Source organism: Achromobacter sp. NPDC008082, assembly GCF_042957345.1.
Lineage (GTDB): Bacteria > Pseudomonadota > Gammaproteobacteria > Burkholderiales > Burkholderiaceae_B > Achromobacter > Achromobacter kerstersii_A.
Window position 1 is genome coordinate 606,715 of sequence record NZ_JBIBIB010000004.1, and the last position, 23,161, is coordinate 629,875.

General features: G+C 64.8%; 15 protein-coding genes. 12 read left to right on the forward strand and 3 right to left on the reverse strand.

Translation table 11 applies throughout. From position 1 onward, the window contains the following. Window positions 1–155: 155 nt before the first annotated feature. Window positions 156–3,767 (forward strand): indolepyruvate ferredoxin oxidoreductase family protein, encoded by a 3,612-nt coding sequence (locus tag ACFZAI_RS18860; RefSeq protein ID WP_391568384.1) that lies wholly within the window; start codon window positions 156–158, stop codon window positions 3,765–3,767. Between the two features lie 1,082 nt (window positions 3,768–4,849). Here ACFZAI_RS18860 and glpK read toward each other — a convergent pair. Then, window positions 4,850–6,379, reverse strand: a complete 1,530-nt coding sequence (gene glpK, locus ACFZAI_RS18865) for a glycerol kinase GlpK (RefSeq protein WP_391568385.1) — start codon at window positions 6,377–6,379, stop codon at window positions 4,850–4,852. Continuing rightward, window positions 6,366–7,820 (reverse strand): DHA2 family efflux MFS transporter permease subunit, encoded by a 1,455-nt coding sequence (locus ACFZAI_RS18870; protein ID WP_391568386.1) that lies wholly within the window; start codon window positions 7,818–7,820, stop codon window positions 6,366–6,368. Before ACFZAI_RS18870 ends, glpK begins: the two co-directional genes overlap by 14 nt. A gap of 99 nt (window positions 7,821–7,919) precedes the next feature. Between ACFZAI_RS18870 and ACFZAI_RS18875 the strand changes: the two genes are divergently transcribed. From ACFZAI_RS18875 to ACFZAI_RS18890, 4 genes are all read left to right on the forward strand, one after another. Further along, window positions 7,920–8,108 carry a DUF3460 family protein gene (locus ACFZAI_RS18875; protein ID WP_046807375.1) on the forward strand — a complete coding sequence of 63 codons (189 nt, stop codon included), beginning with the start codon at window positions 7,920–7,922 and terminating at the stop codon, window positions 8,106–8,108. A 16-nt stretch (window positions 8,109–8,124) separates the two neighbouring features. Further along, window positions 8,125–9,015, forward strand: a complete 891-nt coding sequence (locus ACFZAI_RS18880; RefSeq protein ID WP_054421308.1) for a ScpA family protein — start codon at window positions 8,125–8,127, stop codon at window positions 9,013–9,015. Between the two features lie 36 nt (window positions 9,016–9,051). Continuing rightward, on the forward strand, window positions 9,052–9,906 hold the full coding sequence (gene panC / locus ACFZAI_RS18885; RefSeq protein ID WP_391568387.1) for a pantoate--beta-alanine ligase: 855 nt from the start codon (window positions 9,052–9,054) through the stop codon (window positions 9,904–9,906). 136 nt (window positions 9,907–10,042) lie between these two features. Then, entirely contained in the window at window positions 10,043–10,468 is a 426-nt protein-coding gene (locus ACFZAI_RS18890; protein WP_391568388.1) for a response regulator transcription factor, read from the forward strand. A 124-nt stretch (window positions 10,469–10,592) separates the two neighbouring features. Here ACFZAI_RS18890 and ACFZAI_RS18895 read toward each other — a convergent pair whose 3' ends face one another. After that, window positions 10,593–11,360, reverse strand: coding sequence for a copper resistance protein NlpE N-terminal domain-containing protein (locus tag ACFZAI_RS18895; RefSeq protein ID WP_391568389.1), 768 nt, complete (start codon window positions 11,358–11,360; stop codon window positions 10,593–10,595). Window positions 11,361–11,553: 193 nt separating this feature from the next. Here ACFZAI_RS18895 and ACFZAI_RS18900 point away from each other — a divergent pair, with 193 nt between their 5' ends. The 7 genes from ACFZAI_RS18900 to ACFZAI_RS18930 all read left to right on the forward strand — a co-directional run bounded on the left by ACFZAI_RS18900 (window position 11,554) and on the right by ACFZAI_RS18930 (window position 23,151). Further along, window positions 11,554–12,411, forward strand: a complete 858-nt coding sequence (locus ACFZAI_RS18900; protein ID WP_391568390.1) for a prepilin peptidase — start codon at window positions 11,554–11,556, stop codon at window positions 12,409–12,411. Window positions 12,412–12,559: 148 nt separating this feature from the next. After that, window positions 12,560–13,177 carry a dephospho-CoA kinase gene (gene coaE, locus ACFZAI_RS18905; protein ID WP_391568391.1) on the forward strand — a complete coding sequence of 206 codons (618 nt, stop codon included), beginning with the start codon at window positions 12,560–12,562 and terminating at the stop codon, window positions 13,175–13,177. Window positions 13,178–13,248: 71 nt separating this feature from the next. Next, entirely contained in the window at window positions 13,249–14,001 is a 753-nt protein-coding gene (zapD, locus tag ACFZAI_RS18910; protein WP_391568536.1) for a cell division protein ZapD, read from the forward strand. 140 nt (window positions 14,002–14,141) lie between these two features. Beyond that, window positions 14,142–15,419, forward strand: a complete 1,278-nt coding sequence (locus tag ACFZAI_RS18915) for an MdtA/MuxA family multidrug efflux RND transporter periplasmic adaptor subunit (RefSeq protein ID WP_391568392.1) — start codon at window positions 14,142–14,144, stop codon at window positions 15,417–15,419. 12 nt (window positions 15,420–15,431) lie between these two features. Continuing rightward, complete coding sequence (locus tag ACFZAI_RS18920; RefSeq protein WP_391568393.1) at window positions 15,432–18,530, forward strand: MdtB/MuxB family multidrug efflux RND transporter permease subunit; 3,099 nt, start codon at window positions 15,432–15,434, stop codon at window positions 18,528–18,530. Then, the gene (locus tag ACFZAI_RS18925) at window positions 18,527–21,640 is read left to right on the forward strand and encodes a multidrug efflux RND transporter permease subunit (RefSeq protein WP_391568394.1); all 3,114 of its coding nucleotides are present in this window, start codon (window positions 18,527–18,529) and stop codon (window positions 21,638–21,640) included. Before ACFZAI_RS18920 ends, ACFZAI_RS18925 begins: the two co-directional genes overlap by 4 nt. Next, window positions 21,637–23,151 (forward strand): efflux transporter outer membrane subunit, encoded by a 1,515-nt coding sequence (locus tag ACFZAI_RS18930; RefSeq protein WP_391568395.1) that lies wholly within the window; start codon window positions 21,637–21,639, stop codon window positions 23,149–23,151. The genes ACFZAI_RS18925 and ACFZAI_RS18930 overlap by 4 nt, the downstream gene beginning before the upstream one ends. The last annotated feature ends 10 nt before the right edge of the window (window positions 23,152–23,161 follow it).

Consider the following 23,161-nt stretch of genomic DNA (forward strand, 5'->3'; position numbering starts at 1 on the left):
GCATCGCCCTATTGCCCGGGGTGGGGGCAAGCGGTTACAACTGGCAGACCTAGGCGCGCGAGCGCATCACTTCACTTTCACGGCCCTTGTTGGCCCGCGTGCGCCCAAGCGCGCGACGCGAAGCTGGTGGGGGCATCCAGGATCTTGGAGTCGACATGAATGCCCCCCTTACGCCCGCATTGCGCGCGGCGCTTGAATCCGTCCAACTTGACGACAAGTACACGCTGGAATCCGGCCGCGCCTGGATGAGCGGTATCCACGCCCTGGTCCGCCTGCCCATGATGCAGCGGGTGCGTGATGCACGCGCGGGCTTGAACACGGCGGGCTTTGTGTCGGGGTACCGGGGGTCGCCGTTGGGCGGGGTCGACCAGAACATGTGGAAGGCGGCCAAGTACCTGAAGGCCCATCACGTTGAGTTCCAGCCCGGCATCAACGAAGACCTGGCCGCCACTGCCGTCTGGGGCTCGCAGCAGGTCAACTTGTTTCCGGGCGCGAAGTACGACGGCGTCTTTGGCATGTGGTACGGCAAGGGCCCGGGCGTGGACCGTTGCGGCGACGTCTTCAAGCATGCCAACGCGGCAGGCACGTCGCGCCACGGCGGCGTGCTGGTGGTGGCGGGCGACGACCATCCCGCCAAGTCGTCGACCTTGCCGCACCAAAGCGACCACATCCTGAAGGCCTGTATGATCCCGGCGCTGTTTCCGGCCAGCGTCCAAGAGGTGCTGGACTACGGCTTGCACGGCTGGGCCATGAGCCGATACGCGGGCGTGTGGGTCGGCATGAAATGCATCACCGACATTGTGGAAGTGTCGGCCTCGGTGGATGTGGACCCCCATCGTGTGCGCATTGCCCTGCCCGAAGATTTTCTGATGCCGCCCGACGGCTTGAACATCCGGATTCCCGACACGCCGCTGCAACAAGAAGCGCGCCTGCTCGACTACAAGCTTTACGCCGCGCTGGCTTACGCCCGCGCGAACAAGCTCAACCGTGAGCTGTGGCACGTGCCTGAACGCGATGCGCGGTTTGGCATCATGACGTCGGGCAAGGCGTATTTGGACACGCGCCAGGCGCTGTCCGACCTGGGCTTGTCGGAAGACGTATGCCGGCGCATCGGCCTGCGTATCTTCAAAGTGGGCATGGTCTGGCCGCTGGAATCCACCGGCATGCAGCAGTTTGCCGAGGGGCTGGACGAGATTTTGGTGGTCGAAGAAAAACGCCAGGTGCTGGAGTACCAGCTGAAGGAAGAGCTGTTCAGCTGGATCGGCAGCGGCAAGAAGATTCCGCGCGTGGCGGGCAAGTTCGATGACAAGGATGGCGGCGAATGGTCGGTGCCGCAGGGCAACTGGCTGCTGCCCGCGCACTACGAGTTTTCGCCCGCGATGGTGGCGAAAGCCATCGCGTCGCGTTTGCTGCGCTTTGAACTGCCCGCCGAGGTGCGCGCGGGCATCGAGGCGCGGCTGGAATTCATCCGCGGGCGTGAACAGTTGCTGGCGCGGCCGCGCGTGGTGGAAGAACGCAAGCCGTGGTTCTGCTCGGGCTGTCCGCACAATACGTCGACGCGTCTGCCCGAGGGTTCGCGCGGCATGGCGGGCATCGGCTGCCACTACATGGTGCGCTGGATGGACCGCAACACCGAGGTCTATACCCAGATGGGCGGCGAGGGCGTGCCGTGGGTAGGCCAGGCGCCGTTCACCGAAGAAAAGCACGTCTTCGCCAACCTGGGCGACGGCACGTATTTCCATTCGGGCCTGCTGGCCATCCGCGCGGCGGTCGCGGCCAAGGTGCCGATCACGTACAAGATTCTGTTCAACGATGCCGTCGCCATGACCGGCGGGCAGCCCGTGGACGGCCCCATCAGCGTACCGATGATCAGCCGGCAGATGGCGGCCGAGGGCATCGAGAAAATCATCGTCGTGACAGACGAGCCCGACAAGTACAAGAGCCTGTCCGGCCTGGCGCCAGGCGTGCCGGTGATGCACCGCGACGAACTTGACGCCGTCATGCGCGACCTGCGCGAACACCCCGGCGTGTCCGTGCTGATCTATGACCAGACCTGCGCCACCGAGAAGCGCCGCCGCCGCAAGCGCGCCGCCTACCCAGACCCTGCGCGCCGCGTCGTCATCAACGAACGCGTGTGCGAAGGCTGCGGCGATTGTTCGCAGAAGTCGCATTGCTTGTCGGTCGAGCCATTGGAAACCGAGTTCGGCCGCAAGCGCACGATCAATCAATCCAGCTGCAACAAGGACTTTTCCTGTTTGAAGGGCTTTTGCCCCAGCTTCGTCACGGTCGAGGGCGGCAAACTGAAAAAGCCCAAAGCCTTGTCGCAGGAAGGCGTGATCGACGAAGGCGTGCCGCCGCCGCGCGAGCGTGCGTTGGATGAACCGTACGGCGTCTTCATCGCGGGCGTGGGCGGCACGGGCGTGGTCACCATCGGCCAGTTGCTGGGCATGGCGGCGCATCTGGAAGGCAAGGGCTGTTCGGTGCTGGACATGGCTGGCTTGGCGCAGAAGGGCGGGGCGGTGTATTCGCATGTGGTGCTGGCGAAGTCGCCCGACGACCTGATGAATACGCGCGTGGCGATGGGCGAGGCCGACTTGCTGCTGGCGGGCGACCTGGTGGTGGCCACCAGCGCCGAAAGCATGGCGCGGCTGCGCCCGGGCCGCACCCACGCGCTCTTGAATCGCGACAACGCACCCACCGCCGCATTCGTGTCCAACCCCGACTGGACCTTGCCGGGCGCCAACCTGACGGCCGATCTGCAAGCAGCCTGCGGCAAGGAAAACTTGCACATGGTGGACGCCGCGGCGATGGCGGTGGTGTTGCTGGGCGACGCCATCTACGCGAACCCGTTGATGATGGGATACGCCTATCAAAAGGGCTGGATTCCGCTGTCGCAAGCGGCGCTGTTGCGCGCGATTGAGTTGAACGGCCAGCAAGTCGCAAGCAACATCGCCGCCTTCGCCTGGGGCCGCCGCGCCGCGCACGACATGGCCGATGTGGCGCGCGTGTTGGCCAACGGCGGCATGCCGATTGCGCCGCCCGAAGACATCATCGAAATCAAACGCCCACGCACGGCCAGCCCCGTGACCGAACTGAAAAAACCCGCCGGACAATTGGCCCAGATCGTGGCGGTGCGCAAGGCGTTTCTGACGCAGTACCAGAACGAGGCGTATGCAAAGCAATACACGGATCTGGTCGACAAGGTGGCGCACGCCGAGCACGAGGCCACCGGTACAAACCGATTGGCGATCGCGGTCGCGCGTTACTACTTCAAGCTGATGGCCTACAAGGACGAGTACGAAGTCGCACGCCTGTATTCAGACGGCGAATTCGTGAAGAAGGTGAGCGCGCAATTCGAAGGCGACTGGAAGCTGCACTTCCACCTGGCCCCGCCGCTGTTCGCGCGGCGCGACAAGCAGGGGCATCTGATCAAACGCAGCTATGGGCCGGGGATGTTGCGAGTGTTCGGCATGCTTGCGAAGTGGCGGCGCTTGCGGGGGACGAAGCTTGACGTTTTCGGGTATACGGCGGAACGGCGCGCGGAGCGTGAGCTGATCCGCGAATACCGGGAGACGATGACGGCGATCTTATCGAAACTGAATCGCGGAAATCTGGATCGGGCCGTGGCGTTAGCGAGTGTGCCGGAGGAGATTCGAGGATATGGGCACGTGAAGGAAGCGGCGATGGAGAGGGCGGGGAAGGTGCGGGAGGAGTTGCTGAAGGAATTTAGTGCGAGGGTGGTGGCTATTGGGGTTAGGGCGGCTTGATTTCGTGTTGTTGAGTTCTTGAGACGCCCGTGGTGCCGGGGGCCTGGGGTGCGCGGGGCAACGATTGCGGTCCGGAGCCTTCGCTCCGGACTGCCCCGTCGTCATCTTCGTCACCCGCCTTCGGCGGGTTCCTTCAGATTCCCTCGGGCTTATCGACGCCCCGCGCACCCCAGGCCCCCGGCACCACGGGCTCTGTTAGCTGCAATCTGACGTCAGCTGGGGCGATTTGTTTTCTTAGGGTTCTCGCCACGAGTATTTGAGTGGTGGAAGATCTTGCGGGGCCCGCTCCATGCCGGCCGCGCGGGCGGCCTTTTGGAGCTTACGCGTTGGTGGTGCGTCGTTGCGGAACTCGCTTCGCGTGTGGCTGCGATGTTCGAGTTCTTCTTCACGGCTTGCCGCCCTGAAAAATGCAGTCTGACTGCATTAATCTTCATGGCTTAAAAATGCAGTCTGACTGCATTAATGCGTAGTGGTGCGTCGTCGCGGTGTTCGCTTCGCGTGTGGCTGCACTTGACGGGTTTTTCTGGACGGCGTTGCCGCGCTTCATCCGTCCCGCGAGGCACGGTCGCCCGTTGAACCCCGGTGCGGTGGCGCGCGACGGGTCGGCACGCGCAAGGCAGTGGTGGACGCGCGCCACCCCTCTACCTCCCCCCAAAATCGTGGGGGACCCTTAGCAAACAATTCTTAAATTGCGCGAGAGCGACCCCCGCCCAAACGCCCACAGATGCGTATGCCGAGTAAGGCCGCCCGCGCGGCCGCCACTCGGCGGGCCCCGCAGCACTCGTCACTAAGGCACGTCCTAGCAGCGCGTCATGCCAAGACGGCGGCAGCCCGTCGGCGCGGTGGCCCTGACTGCGCGCAACCTCGATGCGCCCGAGGGAATCTGAAGGAACCCGCCGAAGGCGGGTGACGAAGATGACGAAGGGGGAGTCCGGAGCGAAGGCTCCGGACCGCAATCGTGGGCGCGCGCAGTCAGGGCCACTGCGCCGATGGGCGACCTACGAAGATCTTCGACCGCCCCAACTACACACCCCCAACTACACACCCCCAACTACACACCCCCAACTACACACCCCAAAAAACTACCCCTTCCCACTCCCCCCAGCCCACCCCTTAGACAACTCCACCGCCTGTCTCCACCGTTTCATCCGCGCCGCACGAACCGACTCCGGCCATCCCGGCTCGAACGTCCGTTCCGCCTGCCACTTCGACGCGAATTCATCCAGTCCAGACCAGAACCCCACCGCCAGCCCCGCCAATCCAGCAGCCCCCAACGCCGTCGACTCCGACACGCGCGGACGCACCACTGGCACGCCCAGCAGGTCCGCCTGCATTTGCATCAGCAGGTCGTTGCGGGCGGCGCCGCCGTCGACCCGTAGTTCGGTCAGAGCGATGCCGCTGTCGCCGTTCATGCAGGTCAGCAGTTCGGCGCTTTGCAGCGCAATGGATTCCAGCGTGGCGCGTGCGATGTGGGCGCGCGTGGTGCCGCGCGTCAGGCCGACCAACGTGCCGCGCGCGTACGGGTCCCAGTGCGGCGCGCCCAAGCCGGCGAAGGCCGGCACCATGAACACGTCATCGGTGTCCGACACGCTTGCGGCCAGGGATTCGATCTCTTCAGAACGTTGAATGATCCCCAAGCCGTCGCGCAGCCATTGCACCGCGGCGCCCGCCACGAACACGCCGCCTTCCAGCATGTACGTCGGCGTCCAGCTGTCGGCGCCAGGCAAAGGCAAGCCCCAGCCCACCGTCGACAACAAATGGTTTTTCGATTGCACGGGTTTATCGCCCACGTTCATCAGCATGAAGCAGCCGGTGCCGTAGGTGTTCTTCGCCATGCCCGGCGTGAAGCAGGCCTGGCCGAAGGTGGCGGCCTGCTGGTCGCCGGCCACGCCCGCGATCGGAATCGAACCGCCCAGCCATTCCGGCAGCGCGTTGCCCACCACCGCGCTGCTGGGCGCGATCTGCGGCAGTACGCTGCGGGGAATCTTCAGCAAGGCCAGGATCTCGTCGTTCCAGTCTTGCGTGTGCAGGTCGAACAGCATCGTGCGCGAGGCGTTGCTCGGGTCGGTACTGTGCACCGCGCCGCCGGTCAGTTGCCAGATCAGCCAGGTGTCGACGGTGCCGAACGCCAGTTCGCCGCGCTCGGCCATCTGGCGCGCGCCGGGCACGTGGTCCAGCAGCCAGGCGAGCTTCGTGCCTGAGAAATAAGCATCCAGCACCAGCCCCGTGCGCGATTGCAGGAAATCCGCATGGCCGTCCTGCCGCAGCTGATCGCACATCGGCGCGGTACGGCGGTCTTGCCAGACGATGGCGCGCGCCAGCGGGCGGCCCGTCGAGCGCTCCCAGATCAACGTGGTTTCGCGCTGGTTGGTGATGCCGATGGCGGCGATGTCTGCGGCGGTTGCCGCGGCATTGCGCAGCGCTTCGCGCGCCACGTCCAGCTGGCTGTGCCAGATCTCGCTTGCGTCATGTTCCACCCAGCCCGGACGCGGATAGTGCTGGCGGAATTCACGCTGGCCGACGCCGCGCACCACGCCTTCGCGGTCGAATACGATGGCTCGGGAGCTGGTCGTGCCCTGGTCCAGGGCTAGGACAAATTCATTCGTCGTCACTTTGTTTGGCGCCGTTCAGGTGTGCCCCGGCCAGCGGCTCAAGGCGTCTAAAGGAGAAGATCGAGGCCGTGCACATCAGGCCGATGACGATGAAGCCGGCGACGACGTCGCTGACCGCAAGCGTCTCGGCGCCGCGCAGGGTCATGCTGACGTTCAGCGTAACCGCGGCCACCCCCACGCCCAGACTGATGCCCAGCTGCTGCGCCATGGCGGCAAAGCTGCTGGCGCGGCTCATTTTGGCCGGGGGAATATCGGCATAGGTTAGCGTATTTACCCCCGTGAACTGCAACGACCGGAAGAAGCCGCCCACGAGCAAAATCGCGATCATCAGCCACACCGGCGTAGCGGGCGTGAACGTGGCGCACACCATGATGAACACGCCCGTCAGCAGCGCGTTCACGGTCAGCACGCGGCGAAATCCGAAGTGGCGCACGATGGGCGTTGCCACGAACTTCATCAGCAGCGCGCCCGCGGCGCTGGCGAACGTGATCAGCCCGGCCGAAAACGGGGTCAGGCCAAAGCCCACTTGCAGCAGCATGGCCAGCAAGAACGGGGTGGCGCCCACGGCGAAGCGGCACAGATTGCCGCCCAGCGTGGAAATGGCGAAGGTGGGAATACGCATCAGCGACAAGTCGATGATGGGATGTTCAATGCGCCGGGCGTGCCACGCATACAGAAAGCCGCAGGCCGCGCCCACGGCGATCAGGCCCAGCAGCATCGGCAGCGGCATGACGTCACGGCCAATCGCCTCGAAACCGCTGACCAGCGCCGCCAGGCAGACGGCGCTAAGCAGAAAGCCCAGCCAGTCCAGGCGCGGGGCAGTCTCTTCCTTGATCTCGGCCACGTAGCGCAGCACCAGCGCAATGCCCAGCACGCCGATGGGGATGTTGATCAGGAAAATCCAGTGCCACGACATGTACGTCACCATGAAGCCGCCCAGCGGCGGCCCGATCACCGGCCCAAGCAGGGCCGGGATGGACAAAAACGACATGGCTTTGAGCAAGTCCTGCTTGGGCACCGTGCGCAGCAGAATGATGCGTCCCACCGGCACCATCATCGCGCCCGCCATCCCCTGGATGACCCGGGCGACGACAAGCTGGGGCAGGTCTTGTGAGATGGCGCAGGCGACCGAGCTGAGCGTGAACAGGCCGATCGCGGCCACGAACACCCGGCGGGCGCCGTAGCGGTCGGCCGCCCAGCCGCTGACCGGCACGAAAACGGCCACTGATAACAGGTAGGACGTAATGGCCACATTCAGCCGCACGGGGGTGGACCCCAGCGCGCGGGCCATGGCCGGCAGGGCGGTAGCCACGACGGTGGCGTCCAGCATCTGCATGAACAGCGCACAGCCCACAATAAAGGGGATCATTCGAGCCGCACGCACCGCGTCCGGAGTTGAGGGCGGAGCGGGATTGGCGGCTGCTGCGGATTCGGCTGACATGGCGGGAGGGGGCGTTGGATGCCTGACGATTGTAACGCCGGGGGATTGGCCCCGCGTGAAGTAAACTCCTCAGATCTGCAACCTACTGAAATTGGTGCCATGGCGACCAACTACGAATCCGAGATCACCCTTTTCCTGAAAGACTTCAAGCAGTCGCACCCTGGCACGGAAGAACGCCAGCGCGAAGGCCGCGCCCGTCTTTGGGATAAACCGCAAGATCCGGAGCTGCTGGAAGGCTTCCGCGCCGCCCGCGTGCCGCAAAAGCCCTACGTGTATTCGGCAGACTGATCGCATTGCGGCAGACATGTCCCAAAACCCTTCAGTTCCTGGCGAGGCGTTAGCCAAGCTGGTGGCGCCGCCTGTGGACAGCACGCCTGACACCGTCGATAGCGTGGCGTTCGCGCGCCTGTACGGCGAGCCGCTGTTCCAGATGCCGACGGATCTTTACATTCCGCCGGACGCGCTGGAAATCTTCCTCGAGGCGTTTGAAGGGCCGCTGGACCTGCTGCTGTACCTGATCCGCAAGCAGAACTTCAACGTTCTGGACATCCCGATGGCGGATGTCACGCGGCAGTACCTGTCTTATGTGGACCAGATCCGCATCACCAATCTGGAGCTGGCGGCCGAATATCTGCTGATGGCCGCCATGCTGATCGAGATCAAATCGCGCATGCTGCTGCCGGTGAAAAAGACCGACACCGGCGAAGAGCCCGAAGATCCCCGCGCTGAACTGGTGCGCCGCCTGCTCGAATACGAACAGATGAAGCTGGCCGCCCAGAAGCTGGACAAGCTGCCGCAGCTGGGCCGCGACTTCGTCAGCAGCCAGGCGGTGGCCGATCTCAGCGTTGAGCGCATGATGCCCGAAGTCAGCGTGGACGACCTGCGCCAGGCGTGGGCCGACATCATGAAGCGGGCCAAGCTGAACCAGCATCACCACATCACGCGCGAACAGCTGTCCGTGCGCGATCACATGACGCATATCCTGCGGCGCCTGAACGATGTGCGCTTCATGGAATTCGGCGACCTGTTCATGGAGCGCGTCCGCGAAGGCGCGCCCGCGGCGGTCGTCGTTGTGCATTTCATCGCCATGCTGGAGCTGGCCCGTGAATCCCTGCTTGAGATCACGCAGGCCGAGCCCTATGCGCCCATCTACGTGCGCCTGGCCTATACCAGCGTGGCGGCGGTCGCGGCCTGATCCTGACCGGGCTGCCCCCAACCCCGGAGAGTCCCCTTGAAAGTCGTACACACCATCCAGGAATTGCGCGATCACCTGCGCGGACAGAACCGCGTGTCGTTCGTGCCTACGATGGGCAACCTGCACGAAGGCCACCTGTCACTGATGAAGCTGGCGCGCCAGCACGGCGACCCCGTGGTGGCCAGCATCTTCGTGAACCGCCTGCAATTCGGGCCCAACGAAGACTTCGACCAGTACCCGCGCACGCTGGCGGCCGACATCGAAAAGCTGGAGCAGGCGCGCGACGTTTACGTGCTGTTCGCGCCGAACGAGCGCGAGATGTATCCCGAACCGCAGAACTTCCGCGTCCAGCCGCCTGACGATCTGGGCGACATCCTGGAAGGCGAGTTCCGCCCCGGTTTCTTCGAAGGCGTCAGCACGGTGGTGTTGAAGCTGTTCTCTTGTGTGCAGCCGCGCGTGGCCGTGTTCGGCAAGAAGGACTATCAGCAGCTGATGGTGGTGCGCAACATGTGCCGCCAGTTCCAGCTGCCCGTGGAAGTGCTGGCGCACGAGACCGTGCGCGCCGATGACGGCCTGGCGCTGTCGTCGCGCAACCGCTATCTGACCGACGGCGAACGCGCCGAGGCGCCGGCGCTGTATGCCGCGCTGCAAAACATCGGCCATCGGTTGGCGCAAGGCGAGCGCGACGCGCTGGCCCTGGAACGCGACGCCGCTGCACAGCTGACCCAGCGCGGCTGGAAGGTGGACTACGTGGCGCTGCGCCGTCAACGTGACCTGAAACGCCCCGAGGCCGCCGACTTGCAAGCCGGCGAACCCGTGGTGGTGCTGGCGGCTGCAAAGCTGGGCGCCACGCGCTTGATCGACAATCTGGAACTGGTCTACACGGCCTGATAGCTGGTGCAGGGCGGGGCGCGCGCGGGGCTTGCGGCCACTGCGGCGGCCCGACCCTGACAGAATTGCTAGCTTCCGCCGTTTTAGGGGCGCGGGCAGACTTCTTGTAATCCTACATTGCAAAAATGAGTCGCCCATGCAAGTTCCCCGTCACGATCTTGAATCGGTTCTGTCCGCGCTGACGCCTCGCGAAAGAGAAATCGTCGGCCTGGTCGCGGCAGGCCGGCCCAACAAGGTCATCGCCATCGACCTGGGTATTTCGCTGCGCACCGCTGAAGCCCACCGCGCCCGCATATTCGCCAAGCTCGACGCCCGCAACGCCATGCAACTGGCTTGCCGGCTGTGCGCCCACGGGCGATCGGGGTCATCACCCATCCTGAATGCGGTGGAATTGGACGCCGCGGGTGGCAATGTGGCGGATGGAGTCGGAGCTGCGGCTGCCGCTGCTCCTGCTGCGCTCCCGGTCGAACCCGTGGCGATGGCCCGCCATGCGCTGCACGAACCGTCGGCGGAATATGGCGCGTACCCCGCTGAATCAGGAGACCAGAACCATGATCCCTGAATGTGTACGCACCAAAAGAATCGGGCCCGCCGAACAGGGAGTTCGGCGGGCCCGGCGGATATTGGTTCCGGCTGGCGCTGATTCAGCCTCGCTGCCAGATCGCTGGCGGCGGGCCGTCAAGCCATCAAGGGCACTGGGGCGCTTGGGCCTTGGCCAATTCGTCAATCGGGTCAAGGTCCGGCTGACGGGTCAGGTTGTAGTTCAGGTTCGGCGTCTGGCCGGCGATGGAACGCACGCGCAGCACGTTGTTGGCGGCCACCAGGAATTCAGCGCGGGCATTGCCCTTGCCGTCCATCAGGATGACGCGCGGCGGGCGCTCGTCGGTGGCGTCCCAGCAGCCTTGCTCGGTAACGGCGGGGCCCTTGTTGGGGTCATTTTCCAGATAGGCCGTGCGGCCGCGCCAGCGGCCATTGGGCGCCAGGGTCAGCGTGACCCGCTGCGCCGTGCATTGCATGGCTGGCGAGAAACACGGCAGCGTGCCCATGTACGTTTGCGGTTGCGGCACCAGGCTGTGCGCGACGGCATTGGGGGCTGCGGCAGGCGCCGGGGCGGGGGAAGCATTCGCGCTGGAATGGTCCGCGCCTTCTGGCACGGCTTGGCCGTCTTCGGTGGTCTGGCCCCCGGTGGCGGCTTGTCCAGATTGGTTTTGCGGCTTGCGCGCATCGGGCTTCAGGGCAATCTGCACCTGCGACGGCGCGCGAATGACGCTACGGTAGCCGGCGCCCGCACCTTGGTACTGGGCATCGGTCACCGTGCTTTCGGTGGGCGGGTCGTAATACCCTTCGCTTTTCTGCTGGGCGCAACCTGCGGCGCCTAAGACGGTACCTGCCAGCAGCAGCCCCATGACGCTGAGTTTGCGGGATCGGGTGACGATATCGACGCGGGCGGTCATGGCAGCTTATCCGTGAATTGAGTCTGTCTCCGATTTTACGCACTTATGCGAAGATTCGATACGTTCCCTTAGCCACTCTTGGGTGTTGTCAGCACTTTATGCACAATTTACGACACGGCCGTGGTCTGGCCGCCTGCCTTTTGGTCATCAGCCCAAGGGTTGAGCCGCGTGCTTGCGCCCGTTCGGCCGGAGCATGAGCATCGTGCATCAGGTCTTCGACATGCCCTTGTGGCTTTTCATTGGCATCGCGGCGCTGGCAGGGCTGGCCGTGGGCAATTGGCTGACTGTGCTGACGTACCGCTTGCCTCGCATGATGGAACGCGAGTGGCAAGCGCAATGCCTGGACGCGGTGGGCAAGGCGCGGCCCGACAGCCCCGATGGTCTATTTCGCCCGGCGTCGCATTGCCCCGCCTGCCAAGCGCCCATTACCGGCTGGAGAAGGCTTCCGCTTGTGGGCTGGTTGATGCTGCGCGGCCGATGCGCGGCTTGCGGGGTGGCGATCAGCTTGCGGTATCCCGCCATCGAACTGCTAACCGGCATCTTGTTCGCCGCCTGTGCATGGCGCTACGGCGCAACGCCTATCGCGCTGTTCGCCATGGGCTTGTCGGCGATGCTGGTGGCGCTGGCATGGATCGATTTCGAAACCACGCTGTTGCCCGATGTGCTGACGCAGCCGCTGGTGTGGGCGGGCCTGCTGGTCAATCTGTTCGATACGTTCACCACGCTGCCGTTGGCCGTCATCGGTGCGGTGGCGGGATACGTTTTCTTGTGGGTTATCTTCCATCTGTTCCGTCTGCTGACCGGGCGCGAGGGCATGGGCTATGGCGACTTCAAACTGCTGGCGGCGCTGGGCGCATGGTTTGGCGTCGAGTCCCTGCCCATGTTGTTGTTGGCCGCATCGCTGGTGGGCGTGGTGATCGGCGGCGCCTTGACGTTAAGCGGCCGCGCCAGCCGGGGGCAGCCTTTACCGTTCGGGCCTTATCTGGCGTTGGCCGGTATCGTGATGCTGCTGCTGGGCGGTGACCAAGGCATATGGCAATTCATGCGCTAGGTCATGCACTAGTTCATGGGCTAGTTCATGCGCTAGATCATGCGCCAAGTAAGCGCGGCATCGCCAAGAACGGGCAGCCAGAGCGGCTGGCCACGACGGCTGGCCACAACAGCTGGCCACAATGGATGGCAAGAAAGGAATGAATGGCATGTTCAAGATTGGTCTGACAGGCGGCATCGGCTCGGGCAAGTCCCGCGTGGCGGACATGCTGGGCGAATGGGGCGCAACGCTGGTCGACACCGACGAAATCGCGCGGACCTTGACCGCTGCGGGCGGCGCGGCCATGCCCGCGATTGAACGCGAGTTCGGCCCCGATGCCTTGACGCCCGATGGCGCCTTGAACCGCGATTGGATGCGTGAACGCGCGTTCGCTGACCCGCAAGTCCGGTTGCGTTTGGAAGCGGTTTTGCATCCTGCCATTACCGAAGAAACCAAGAGTCAGGCAGCCGCCGCAACCGGATCGTATCTGGTGTTTGTTGTGCCGCTTTTGGTGGAGTCCTTGCCGCGTTGGCGCAAGCGTGTGGATCGCATCTGCGTAGTGGACTGCGACCCCGACACACAGGTCGCGCGCGTGCAGTCGCGCAGCGGGCTGACGGAGCCAGCCATCAGGCGTATTATGGCGGCACAGGCTGCGCGGGCAAGCCGCCTGGAGGCTGCGGACGACGTCATCACGAACGACGGCGCAACGACTCCAGAGCAATTACGCGCGCAGGCGAAGACCTTGCATGACCGCTGGCTGTTGCTGGCGACCACCACGGGCCGGTAAGCGACAAGCTTGGCCGGCACCCCTGAATCTCTCGGCCGCTTGGCCGACCACTGATGGGCCTGTCAAATAGCGTGATCGTTTACGAATATCCCTTCAATGAGCGCATCCGCGCTTATCTGCGATTGGAATACCTGTTCGACAGGTTGTTCTTCTTTGCTCGCGAGGGAGACTCACGCCAACATCAGGTTGCCGTCACATCCCTGTTCGATCTGCTCGACGCGTGCGAACGCACCGACGTCAAAGGCGCGGTGCTGCAAGACCTTGAGCGCCAGCGCATGGCGCTTGTTGGGTTGCGCGACCACCCCGGCGTGGCGCAAGACGCGCTGGAAGCCATGTTGCGCGAACTGGAAAAAGTGGCCAGCGCGTTGGCCGCACCCGGCAAGACCGGCCAGTCGCTGCGCGAAAACGAATGGCTGACCAGCCTGCGCGGCCGCCTGTCGGTGCCGGGCAGCGCCACGCAAGTGGACATGCCTTCCTATTTCGCCTGGCAGAACAAATCCGAAGCCGCCCGCTGCGCGGACTTGCAGGCCTGGCTCTCGCCCTTCACCGCCCTCTACGACGGCCTGACCCTGGCCTTGCGTCTGCTGCGCGAGTCCGGCCGCAAGACCGATATCGTCGCCGAGCAGGGCGCCTACCAGCAGATGCTGGGCGGCAAGCAATTCCAGCTGCTGCGGGTGTGGGTGGACCCCACCGAAGGGGTATTTCCCGAGATCAGCGCCAATAAGTACATGATCTGGATACGTTTTTCCACGCAAGACGGCGAATTCAAACCCCAGCAAGTCGCGCGTGACGTGGCGTTTCAAATGACGCTGTGTAGTTCCTAGGGCGGGTCCCGGCGCTTATCCCCCCCGTTCTTGAGACCGATTCCTGTTGCGGCCAGTTTCAACTCGGCCTCGCGATGGTAGAAATCCCGACCGACTAGTAGACAATACGGCTTTCCTCCGTCAGTGCCCGGAACCGTTCCATGTCCGAAAGTCGTCCTGTTTCCCCGCCCTCCCGCTGGACCCGCCGCCGTATCGTCGTGTGCGTGGTGTTGCTGCTTGTTGTGGCGGGCATTGCCTGGCTGGTGCTGCGGCCCTCGGCCAAGCAAGGCGGCCCGGCCGGCCCGGGCGGGCGCGCTGCAGGCGGGCGGCCTCCCATGGCTGCCATGGCCAATCTGCCCGTGCCGGTACGGGTGGCCACCGCCGCCAAACAAGACATCGACATCTACCTGAAGTCGCTAGGCACCGTCACCGCCTATAACACCGTGACCGTGCGCAGCCGCGTCAGCGGCGAATTGGTCGACGTGGCGTTCCAGGAAGGCCAGCAAGTCAAAGCCGGCGATCTGCTCGCCCAAGTCGACCCGCGCGCGTTCCAAGTGGCGCTGGATCAGGCGCGCGGCACGCAGATGCAGAATTTGGCGCAGCTGGAAAACGCGCGCCGCGACCTGCAACGCTACCAGGCTCTGTTCAAGCAGGACTCCATTGCCAAGCAGCAGGTCGATACGCAAGCCGCGCTGGTGCGCCAGTACGAAGGCACCGTCAAGAGCGATCAGGCCAACGTGGACAACGCCAAGCTGCAACTGGATTACGCCCGCATCACCGCGCCGATCAGCGGCCGGCTGGGCCTGCGCCAGGTGGACCGTGGCAACCTTGTGTCTAGCGCCGACACCAATGGCCTGGTCGTGATCACGCAGACGCAGCCGATTTCGGTTGTGTTCACGCTGCCCGAAACCCAGTTGCCTGAAGTGCGCGGCGAGATCGCGGCCGGCCAGACGCTGAAGGTTGACGCCTATGACCGCGCCGACACCCGCCGCATCGCGACCGGCGTGCTTGAAACGCTGGACAACCAGATCGACGTCACGACGGGCACGTTAAAGCTCAAGGCCAAGTTCGACAACGCCGACGACGCGCTCTTTCCGAATCAATTCGTCAACGTGCGCCTGCATGTGCTGACGCGCAAAGACGTCACCGCCATTCCCACCGCCGCCATCCAGCAGGGCTCGGCCGGCGCGTTCGTCTTCCTGGTGCAGCCTGACAACACGATCGTGGTGCGGCAGGTGAAGCTGGGCGCCATCAACAACGGCATGGTGGCCGTGAACGAAGGCTTGCAGCCGGGCGACCGGGTCGTCACCGAAGGCACCGACCGCCTGCGCGCAGGCGCCAAGGTGGAAATCGTGGGCGGAGCCGAAGTCATACCCGCCACGCGTGACAAGACGCTGGGCGCGGGGGCGCCGGCCGGCACCACGCCCGCCACCAAGTAAGCCGAGACCATCGTGAGCCCGTCGCGTCTGTTCATCCTCCGCCCCGTGGCCACCACCCTTGCGATGGTGGCTATTCTGATCGCTGGCTTCATCGCGTACCGGATGCTGCCGGTATCGGCGCTGCCCGAGGTGGACTACCCGACGATTCAAGTCGTGACGCTGTATCCGGGCGCGAGCCCCGACGTCATGACCTCGCTGGTCACCTCGCCGCTTGAACGCCAGTTCGGGCAGATGCCGGGCCTGAACCAGATGTCGTCCACCAGTTCGGGTGGCGCGTCGGTCATCACGATGCAGTTCAACCTGACGCTGCCGCTGGATGTGGCCGAGCAGCAGGTGCAGGCCGCCATCAACGCGGCGTCGAACCTGCTGCCCAGCGACCTGCCCGTGCCGCCCACCTACAACAAGGTGAACCCGGCGGATGCGGCCGTGCTGACGCTGGCCATCACCTCGCCCACCATGCCCTTGCCGCAGGTGCGCGATCTGGTCGATACGCGGGTGGCGCAGAAGTTGTCGCAGATTCCGGGCGTGGGCTTGGTAAGCGTGGCGGGCGGGCAGCGCCCCGCCGTGCGCGTGCAGGTGAATCCGCAAGCGCTGGCGGCCAACGGGCTGGCCTTGTCCGACCTGCGCACCGCCATCGTGGGCGCCAACGTCAACCAGCCCAAGGGCAATCTTGACGGCCCGCAGCGCTCCACCACCATCAACGCCAATGATCAGCTGAAGTCGCCCACCGACTACAACGACCTGATCATCGCCTACAAGAACAACGCGCCGCTGCGCTTGTCTGACGTGGCGCGCGCGGTTGAAGGGGCCGAAGACACGCGCCAGGCGGCGTGGGCGGGCGACAAGCCCGCCATCCTGCTGAACATCCAGCGCCAGCCGGGCGCCAACGTCATTGACGTGGTCAACCGCATCCAGACGCTGTTGCCGCAGCTGCGCGCGGCCCTGCCGGCCACGCTGGACGTGACCGTGGTGTCTGACCGCACGCAGACCATTCGCGATTCGGTCGAAGACGTGAAGTTCGAAATGCTGCTGGCCGTGGCGCTGGTGGTCATGGTGACGTTTGTGTTCCTGCGCAGCCTGACCGCCACGCTGATCCCCAGTGTGGTGGTGCCGCTGTCGCTGGTGGGCACGTTCGGCATCATGTATTTGGCGGGTTTCTCGATCAACAACCTGACGCTGATGGCGCTGACGATCGCCACCGGCTTCGTCGTGGACGACGCCATCGTCATGATCGAGAACATCGCCCGCCACATCGAAGAGGGCGAAACGCCGTTGCAGGCCGCGCTGAAAGGCGCGTCCCAGATCGGCTTCACGCTGATTTCTCTGACGTTCTCGCTGATTGCCGTGTTGATTCCGCTGCTCTTCATGACGGAAGTGGTGGGCCGCTTGTTCCGCGAATTTGCCATTACGCTGGCGGTGTCGATCCTGATTTCGCTGGTCGTATCGCTGACGCTCACGCCCATGATGTGCGCGCGTTTGCTGCGCGCCGAATCGGAACAGAAGCACGGCCGCTTTCACACGGCCACGGGCAAGTTCATCGACCGCGTCATCGCCGGCTATGACCGCATGCTGCAAGTCGTGCTGCGCCATCAGCCGCTGACGCTGCTGGTGGCGTTGGGCACGTTCGCGTTGACGGTGGTGCTGTATATGGTCGTGCCCAAAGGCTTCTTTCCGCAGCAGGACACCGGCCTGATCCAGGCCATTACCCAGGCGCCGCAGTCCATCTCGTTCCCCGCCATGGCCGAACGCCAGCAGGCCGCCGCGCGATTGGTGCTGGAAGACCCAGACGTGCAGGCCGTGTCCTCGTTCATCGGGGTGGATGGCAGCAACGCCACGCTTAGCGCCGGCCGCATGCAGATTTCGCTGAAGCCTCAAGCCGAACGCAGCGGCAACTTGCGCGCGGTGATGGCGCGCTTGCAGGAATCGCTGGCCAAGCAAGACGGGCTGACCGTCTACATGCAGCCCGTGCAGGACTTGACGATTGAAGACCGCGTCAGCCGCACGCAATACCAGATGACGCTGTCCAACCCCGACCTGAAAGTGCTGAGCGAATGGACGCCCAAGCTGGTGGACCGGTTGCGCCAGGTGCCGGGTTTGAAGGACGTTACCGACGACCTGCAAGACGACGGCTTGCAGACCTGGGTTGAGATTGATCGCGATGCCGCGTCCCGCCTGGGCATCACGGCCGCGGTGATCGACGAGGCGCTGTACGACGCCTTCGGCCAGCGGCTGATCTCCACCATCTTTACGCAGTCCAACCAGTACCGCGTGGTGCTGGAAGTGCAGCCGCAGTTTCAGATGAACCCGTCGTCGCTCGGCCAGATCCATGTGCCGACGTCATCGGGCGGGCAAGTGCCGTTGTCGTCGGTGGCGCACATCAGCGAAGGCCGCACCGTGCTGGCGGTGAACCGGCTGGACCAATTCCCGATGGTGACGGTGTCGTTCAACCTGGCGCCGGGCGCGTCCTTGTCGAATGCGGTTGAGGCCATCACCGCGGCGGAAGCCGAAATCGGCATGCCTGCCGGCGTGGAAACGCGTTTCCAGGGCGCGGCGCTGGCGTTCCAGAATTCGCTGACCAGCACGTTGTGGCTGATCCTGGCGGCGGTGGTCACGATGTACATCGTGCTGGGCGTGCTGTACGAAAGCTATATCCACCCGATCACGATCCTGTCGACCTTGCCGTCGGCCGGCGTGGGCGCGTTGCTGGCGCTGTTGATCAGCGGGACCGAGCTCGACATGATCGGCATCATCGGGATCATTCTGCTGATTGGCATCGTGAAGAAAAACGCCATCATGATGATCGACTTCGCGCTGGACGCCGAACGCAAGCGGGGCTTGAGCCCGCGCGCGGCCATCCACGAAGCGGCGCTGCTGCGTTTCCGCCCGATTCTGATGACGACGCTGGCCGCGCTGTTCGGCGCCTTGCCGCTGATGCTGTCCACCGGCACGGGCGCTGAGCTGCGCCAGCCGCTGGGCCTGGTGATGGTGGGCGGCCTGCTGCTCAGCCAGGTGCTCACGCTGTTCACCACGCCGGTCATCTATCTGATGTTCGACCGCATGTCGCGCCGCTGGCGTGGCGTGCGCGAGCCGGCCGCCGGGGACGCGTCATGATCCTGTCGGCGCCCTTCATCGTCCGGCCAGTGGCGACCACGCTGCTGAGCGTGGCGGTTGTGATGGCGGGAATGCTGGCGTTTTTCCTGTTGCCGGTGGCGCCGCTGCCGCAGGTGGACATTCCCACGATCTCGGTGTCGGCCAGCCTGCCGGGCGCCAGCCCGGAAACGATGGCATCCAGTGTGGCCACGCCGCTTGAGCGGTCGTTGGGCAGCATTGCGGGCGTGACGGAAATGACGTCCAGCAGCTCGCAGGGGTCCACCCGAGTCACGCTGCAATTCGATTTGTCGCGCGACATCAACGGTGCGGCGCGCGACGTGCAGGCCGCCATCAACGCGGCGCGCTCGCTGTTGCCCAGCGGCCTGCGCAGCAACCCCACGTATCACAAGTCCAACCCGTCTGACGCGCCCATCATGACGCTGGCGCTGACGTCTGACACGCTCAGCCAGGGCCAGCTGTACGACATCGCGTCCACCATCGTCGCGCAGAAGCTGGCGCAGGTGGATGGGGTGGGCGAAGTCACCGTGGGCGGCAGCTCGCTGCCAGCGGTGCGCGTGACCGTGCTGCCGGGGGCGCTGGCCAACCGTGGTGTGTCGCTGGACCAACTGCGCGCCACGCTGGCCAACGCCAACGCGAACCGGCCCAAGGGCGTGCTGGAAAACGACCGCTATCACTGGCAGATCATGGTCAGCGACCAGTTGAGCCGCGCCGAGCAATACCGGCCACTGATTGTGGCGTGGAACGACGGCGCGCCCGTGCGCGTGTCGGACGTGGCCACGGTGGAAGACTCGGTTGAAGACCTGTACCAGACCGGCTTCTACAACGACCGCAACGCCATTCTGATGATCGTGCGCCGGCAGGCCGACGCCAACATCATCGAAGCCGTGGATGCCGTGCGCGCGCAGTTGCCCGTGCTGCAAGCGCTGATGCCGGCGGACGTGAACATGACGGTGGCGCAAGACCGCACGCCCAGCATCCGGGCGTCGCTGCACGAGGCCGAGCTCACGCTGATCATCGCCGTGGGGCTGGTGGTGCTGGTGGTGCTGCTGTTTCTGCGGCGGTGGCGGGCGGCCATCATTCCCAGCGTGGCGGTGCCGGTGTCGCTGATTGGCACGTTCTGCATCATGTACCTGTGCGGCTTCACGCTGAACACGATCTCGCTGATGGCGCTGATCGTGGCCACGGGCTTTGTGGTGGACGACGCCATCGTGGTGCTTGAGAACATCATGCGGCACGTCGAGAACGGCATGTCGCCGATGCGCGCGGCATTGCGCGGCTCGCGTGAAGTGGGCTTCACGGTGCTGTCGATGAGCTTGTCGCTGGTGGCGGTGTTCATTCCCATCCTGTTGATGGGCGGCGTCGTGGGGCGCTTGTTCCGCGAATTCGCCGTGACCTTGTCGGCCGCCATCATGGTGTCGTTGGTTGTGTCGCTGACCTTGACGCCGATGATGTGCGCGCGTTTGCTGCGGCCCGAACCCAAAGAGCAGAAGCCGCCCGGCCGGCTGGCGCGCTTGTCCGAACGCGGCTTCGAAGCCATGCTGGATGGCTACCGCCGCAGCCTGCGCTGGGCGCTGGCGCACGGCCGGTTGATGATGGTGATTCTGGCCGTGGCGGTGGGCTTGAATGTTTACCTGTACATGGTGGTGCCCAAGGGCTTCTTCCCGCAGCAGGACACGGGCCAGTTGCTGGGCTTTTTCCGCGTGGATCAAGGCACGTCGTTCCAGGCCACGGTGCCGAAGCTCAACGCCTTGCGCAAGATCGTGCTGGCCGACCCGGCGGTGCAGAGCATGACGGGGTACGCGGGCGGGCGGGGCGGCAGCAACAGCAGCTTCATGCAGATTCAGCTAAAGCCGCTGGAAGAACGCAAGGTGTCGGCCGATGTCGTCATCAACCGCCTGCGCGGCAAGCTGCAAAACATGCCGGGGGCGCGCATGTTCCTGGTGTCGCAGCAAGACATCCGCATCGGCGGGCGGCAAAGCCAGGGCTCGTATGACTACACGCTGATGTCGGGCGACCTGCAATTGCTGCGCACGTGGATGCCGAAGGTGCAGCAGGCCATGGCCAAGATACCCGAGATCACCGACGTGGATACCGACGTCGAGGACAAGGGCCGCCAGATCAATCTGGTCATCGACCGCGAGGCCGCGACGCGCTTAGGCGTCAGCATGTCCACGATTTCGACGGTGCTGAACAACTCGTTCAGCCAGCGTCAGGTGTCGGTGATGTACGGCCCGCTGAACCAGTACCACGTGGTGCTGGGGCTGGCGCCGAAGTTCGCCGAAGATATTGAATCGCTGAAGCAGGTTGAGGTGATTACGTCGACAGGCGCGCGCGTGCCTTTGCTGTCTTTCGCCACGCTTGAAAACGGCAACGCGCCGCTCAGCGTGCAGCACCAGGGCTTGTTCGTGGCCGATACCGTGTCGTTCAGCCTGGCGCCCGGCGTGTCGCTGGGGCAGGCTACCGCCGCGATCGATGCCGCGGTCGCGCGCATCGGCTTGCCGTCGGATCAGATTCAGGCGGGCTTTCAAGGCACCGCCGCCGCGTTACAGCAGACCTTGGCGCAGCAGCCCTGGCTGATTCTGGCGGCGTTGGTCACGATGTATATCGTGCTGGGCATCCTGTACGAAAGCTTTGTGCATCCGCTGACGATTCTGTCGACGTTGCCATCTGCCGGTTTGGGCGCGCTGCTGGCGCTGCTGCTGGTGCGCTACGACTTCACGCTGATTGCGCTGATCGGGGTGTTTCTGCTGATCGGCATCGTGAAGAAGAACGCCATCATGATGGTGGACTTTGCGCTGGACGCCGAGCGCAACCAGGGCATGGCTCCGCGCGACGCCATCTTCCAGGCGTGCCTGACGCGTTTTCGCCCCATCATGATGACGACCATGGCCGCTATTTTCGGCGCGCTGCCGCTGGTGATCGCCACCGGCGCGGGCGTTGAAATGCGCCAGCCGCTGGGCATTACCATCGTGGGCGGCCTGGTGCTAAGCCAGATCCTCACGCTGTACACCACGCCTGTGGTCTATCTCTACCTGGACCGTTTTCGTCTCTGGGCCGCGCGCGGGCGCGGCACACGGAACGCCGCCCCTGATTCCATAGAACACACATGATCCGCATCACGCCTTTGCACGCCTTCTTTCCCCGCAGCGCCGCCACGATCGCGCTGTGCGCGCTGTTGGGCGCCTGCGCGGTTGGCCCCGACTACCAACGCCCCGAGCTCGATGTGGGCGCGTCCTATAAAGAAGCGCAGGGCCAGGATCAGGTGGAAGGCTGGAAGCGCGCGCAACCGCGCGACGATGCAGACCGCGGCGCCTGGTGGCTCGTCTATGACGATGCCACGTTGAATGGGCTGGTCGATCGCTTGAACACGTCAAACCAAACCATCGCCCAAGCCGAAGCAAATTACCGTCAGGCGCTGGGTTTGGTGCGCGCCGCGCGTGCCGGCTTCTACCCCACGGTGGGCGCAAGCGCTGGCATGTCGCGTGCGGGCAGCGGCAATGGCAACGGGTCGTCGTCGGTGTCCAACGGCAGCAACGTGTCGAACCAGTACACCGTGACCGGCAGCGTCAGTTGGGAATTGGACGTATGGGGCCGCGTGCGGCGCAGCACCGAATCGTCGGAGGCCAGCGCGTCGGCAAGCCTGGCCGACCTGGCCGCCACGCGCTTGAGCGCGCAGGCGGCGCTGGTGCAGACCTATCTGCAACTGCGCGTGCTGGATGAACAGAAACGCTTGCTGGACGCCACGGTGGCGGCGTACGAAAAGTCATTGCAGCTGACGCAGAACCGCTACGCCGTCGGCGTCGCGGGCCAGGCTGATGTGGCCGTGGCGCGCACGCAAGTGGAAAGCACGCGCGCCCAATCCATCGACCTGGACTGGCAGCGTGGCCAGTACGAGCACGCGATTGCGGTGCTGATGGGGCAGGCGCCGTCGCACTTCAGCCTGCCGCCCGCCGTCTTCACGCTGCAACTGCCGCAGATTCCGGTGGGCCTGCCGTCTGAACTGCTGGAGCGCCGTCCCGATGTGGCGGCGGCTGAACGCCGTGCGGCGGCGGCCAATGCGCAGATCGGCGTGGCCGAGGCCGCGTGGTTCCCGTCGCTGACCTTGTCGGCCGATGGCGGTTTTCGCAACGGCCAGTTCGCCGAGCTGCTGACCGCGCCCGCGCGCTTCTGGTCCCTGGGGCCTGCGTTGGCGATGACGATCTTTGACGGCGGCGCGCGCGCGGCGCAAGTCGAACAGGCACGCGCGTCGTATGACGCGCAAGCCGCCGCCTACCGCCAAGCCGCGTTGGTGGGCTTGCGTGAAGTCGAAGACTATCTGATCCAGCTGCGGGTCATGGAAAACGAACAGGTCGTGCAGCGCCGCGCGCTGGAGTCCGCGCGCGAATCGTTGCGCTTGATCCAGAACCAGTACAAGGCCGGGCTGGTGGATTATCTGAGTGTGGCGGTGGTGGATGCCACTGCGTTGAACAGCGAGCGCAACGCGTTGAGCCTGTTGGGCACGCGGCTGATCGCCAGCGTGAATTTGATTGTGGCGTTAGGCGGGGGTTGGAATGGCCTGCCGGCAGTGCAGCAAGCCGAGGCGGCGCCTGCTCCCGCCTCGACGACAACCCCCGTGAACTGAACGCGCAGCC